The organism is Mesorhizobium sp. M7A.F.Ca.CA.002.04.1.1 (assembly GCF_004022805.1).
Taxonomy (GTDB): Bacteria; Pseudomonadota; Alphaproteobacteria; order Rhizobiales; family Rhizobiaceae; genus Mesorhizobium; species Mesorhizobium ciceri.
In genome coordinates this window covers 1-3,735 of sequence record NZ_RZPL01000587.1, presented here as the reverse complement: position 1 = coordinate 3,735, position 3,735 = coordinate 1, and the positions used below count along the sequence as shown (strand labels likewise).

The following is a 3,735-nucleotide window of genomic DNA, read 5'->3' as shown; positions in this document are numbered from 1 at the left end:
GTGATGTCGCCCTTGTCGGTGGTGATCGTGGTGACGCCATGCGAGGCGTCCGACAGCGTCGCCGTGAACACGTAGTTGGCGACCGCGCCCTCGGCGACCGTCGAGGCGCTCAGGTTGACCGTCGCGTCGGTGGTGGTGTCGGTGACGTTGGCCGTCGCCGTGCCGGTGCCGATCACCAGGTGCTCGAAGTTGCCGCCCGCGGTGGCGGTGATGTTGGCGGTCAGGCTCGATGCGTCGTTGTAGACGTCCTCGCCATTGCCCGAGGCGATCGTCAGCGTGCCGGTGGTCTGGCCATCGGCGATGGTGATGTCGCCCTTGTCGGTGGTGATCGTGGTGACGCCATGCGAGGCGTCCGACAGCGTCGCCGTGAACACGTAGTTGGCGACCGCGCCCTCGGCGACCGTCGAGGCGCTCAGGTTGACCGTCGCGTTATCAGTAATTCCATTGATCGTGACCGTTACTACCTGCGCTGTCCCGTCCGCAGTCCGAACCGTGAATGTGTCGATCAAATGATCGCCCGCGTTGAGTTCCTGGACCGCACTATTCGTGTTGTCGAGCGTATAGGTCCAGGTGCCCGCCGCGTTCATCGCAAAGGTGCCGTAGCCGTGGTCAGTTGCCCCGCCGGCACCAACCGCCTGGAACGTGTTCGCCAGATTGTCGACGTCGGTATCCGTCAGCGTGCCGCTGACACTCGGGGTGCCATTGATAGCGCCGCCGGCCTCGACGACCGTGCCGGCAATGGTGCCGGAGATTACAGCCGCGTCATTGGTGCCGTTGATCGTGACCGTTACTACTTGGGCCGTGCCGTCCTGTGTGTGGACGGTAAACGTCTCGGTGAGATGCTGGCCGACGTTGAGACCCTGCACTGCCGCATTGTTGTTGTTGAGGGTGAAGGTCCAGACACCACCCGCGGTCATCTGGTAGGTCCCATACCCATGATCGCCCGCGGTTCCGGGCGCGACCGCCTGGAACGTATTGGGCGTGTTGTCGACGTCGGTATCTGTCAGCGTGCCGCTCACCGTCGGCGTCCCGGTGATGGCATTGGCGACACCGCCAGCCTCGACGACCGCGCCCGTAGAGACGCCGGAAATCACCGCGGCGTCGTTGGTGCCGGCGAAATGTACCGTCGCGGTTGCCCAGCTGAGCGTTCCATTGCCGAGCCGGACCGAGTAGATGAAGCTGTCAGTCAGGTACTGTCCCGCATTCAAGCCCTGTAACTGTGCCTTGAACGCCGCTGACAAGGTAGTCGCGTCGTATCCCACGAGTCCGTCGGACGTAATCCAGATCTTCGCGCCGTTATAACTTGTCTCGGAGGTGGGGGATTCAGTGCGTGCTAAGTCTTGGGTCAACAAATCAGCGGCGGTGTATCCATTCATTGCGCCTGTGTTGTTGATGCCATTGTCGACTGACCAGAGGGTCTTGGCATTCCCGCCGAGATCGTTGGCCATCACGTTCAGGAAGACGGATTGGAAACTATCATAGGTAAACAGGTCATCCTTCGCCTGCGGCGTGTTGGAGAAAGACGTCGTGGTGCCGCCGGCACCGGTGACCTGAGTAGCCATTTTTCAACCCCCCTTTTAAGAACAGACGCCTCATCTGTTTTTCTGTTTTATCGACAGTACTGAACGACCGGCTGCTTCCAGCCGAAGAAAAACCGCGCGAATCCAGGCAGGCATGAATTTTCGCCCTCATCCAGGCACACCGCCGCGCCTGGAACAGCCGCCTCAAGCTGGCCATTCACGGACGGATATTGACCCGATGCTGCTGGACGCGACGACTGGTCGTCACGCTACGTTCCCTACCCAACCTACATCGTCAAACTCGTGGCTTTCGACCACGAACTTTAGATGCTTCTTATATTAGGAGATTATTAACTCTTATAGAGAGGAAGCGTCAACGCCCAACTTGGCCGAACAGTTAATAGTCGAACATAAGGGGAGCCACAGTCACTAGAATCGAGTTGTGAGATCGAACAGGCGCACGCCCGATATGAGCCAGGCGGCAGACGTGCGGCTCAGCGTGACCAGAGCCCGCCAGCGCACCACCATACCAACACCGCACCTTGATCGCTGAGTACTTTTCGTGCAGCACGCCAACCCGACAGCCAGCCAGTTCGCTTGAACGGTCGGGGATTCAACTGAGATCACTTAACGCGCCGGACAGCCGGGAAGCTTCATGCCTTGCTCACGGAGATCTTGAAGCCGGGCAACTCGAACATCTGTCCCACACGCTCCGTAGCACTTCGTGAAACCTCGTCGTTCGGTACGTGCGACCACACCTCCTCGTTCAAGGCCGATTGATCGCCCGAGCGCTGTCGCGATCGGTCTCGTCAGGGATATATTCGCCGGCATTGGCATCGAAGCCGGTCCAGCCGCCAGCCTCGTAAGCCCTGCGGCGTTCGGCAAGATCGACCGATCTGGATTGCCCCAGAATTTCCTCGGCATTTGCAATGAGTTCATCGTCCACCCTGGCCGTGACCAACGTGCCGCCGCGGCGTACGCCCTCCGCATACACGTGGGCATCGTTCTCGGGCACGCCGGACTCCGTCAGAGCGCCGACAATGCCTCCGACCGCACCGCCTGCCACCGCCCCGGCAACGACACCTGTCGCGGTGGCGGCGAGCCAACCCGCCGCGACCACAGGTCCGACGCCCGGGATGGCCATGACCCCCAGCCCTGTCAGCAATCCGCCGGCACCGCCGATCACGGCTCCAATCCCCGCGCCAGCCCCGGCATCCTCGGCAGCCTCCGAACGGTCGCCCTCGTACCAGTCATCCGAGTTGTTGGCGACGATGCTGATGTTCGCATGCGGGACGCCCGTGGCTTCCAGTTCGCGGACCGCGTCGGCCGCGTCGTCATAGTTGTCGAACAGTCCAGTTACCGTTTTCATTGATTTCTCCTGATCCGTGCTCACTTGCTGGCGGCAACGACGTTGCCCTGATAGTCCAGGCCGACGGCGAGGCTTTCGCCTGCCTTGGTGGCATGGCCCCGCCAGATGCCCTGGTCGTCCTTGGTAAGCTTCGACACGTTGGTATAGCCTGCACCCTCGATGCGGCTCTTGGCCTGGGCTTCGGTGAAGCTGTTTGCGCCGGGAACGAGAGCGGCGGCATTGGGGGTATTGTCGGTCTTCACCGCCGGTGTTGTCGCTCCCGTGATGGCGTCCTGCCCGGCTGCGATCTTTTCGATCATCTGCTGGTGCGTCTTCAGCGTATCGACCGTTTGCTGGGCGAATGTCTTGAGCCCGGCGTTGTCGCCGCCGCTGGCATAGGTTTCGAACAGCTTGACGGCGTCGGCATGCGCCTTGCGCTGCATGTCGACATAGGCTGGATCGATCGGAGCCTGCGCATTCTTGAGCTTGTCGAGATCGCCCTGGTGCTGGGCATCAAGCGCCGGCGGCACTTTCAATTTTTGTTCGCCGGCCACCGTTGCCAGCTTGGCATTGGCCGCGCCGTGATCGCGGATCATCATCTGGGCGAAGTCCTTGATGCTCTGGTCCTGAACCTTGCCCAAGGCAATCTGGCTCGAGTCGACTTCGAACTTGCCGCCGATGGCAGCCTTGTCGACGAAGGCCTGGGCGCTGTCGGCAGCAAAAGCAGGCACGGCGAGAAAAATGGAAGCAGCGGCGAGCGATGCGAAAAATTGTCGTGTTTTCATCGGCTTTGTCCTTGCCTGGGATGCGTCGCCCTAACAGGCCAAGATGCGCTTTGTTCCGATACCCAGACGACATGCCTGCAGG

Annotated in this window: 3 protein-coding genes; all 3 read right to left on the bottom strand. The window is 61.1% G+C overall.

Annotated elements, in window-relative coordinates; translation table 11 throughout:
• Positions 1 to 1,562, bottom strand: a 1,562-nt coding sequence (locus tag ENZ75_RS24775) for a VCBS domain-containing protein (RefSeq protein ID WP_206617096.1), incomplete at its 3' end; no start/stop codon positions are given.
• A 724-nt stretch (positions 1,563 to 2,286) separates the two neighbouring features.
• On the bottom strand, positions 2,287 to 2,889 hold the full coding sequence (locus tag ENZ75_RS24770) for a general stress protein (protein ID WP_063170170.1): 603 nt from the start codon (positions 2,887 to 2,889) through the stop codon (positions 2,287 to 2,289).
• A 20-nt stretch (positions 2,890 to 2,909) separates the two neighbouring features.
• Positions 2,910 to 3,653, bottom strand: a complete 744-nt coding sequence (locus ENZ75_RS24765) for a DUF4142 domain-containing protein (protein ID WP_063170169.1) — start codon at positions 3,651 to 3,653, stop codon at positions 2,910 to 2,912.
• Positions 3,654 to 3,735: the final 82 nt, after the last annotated feature.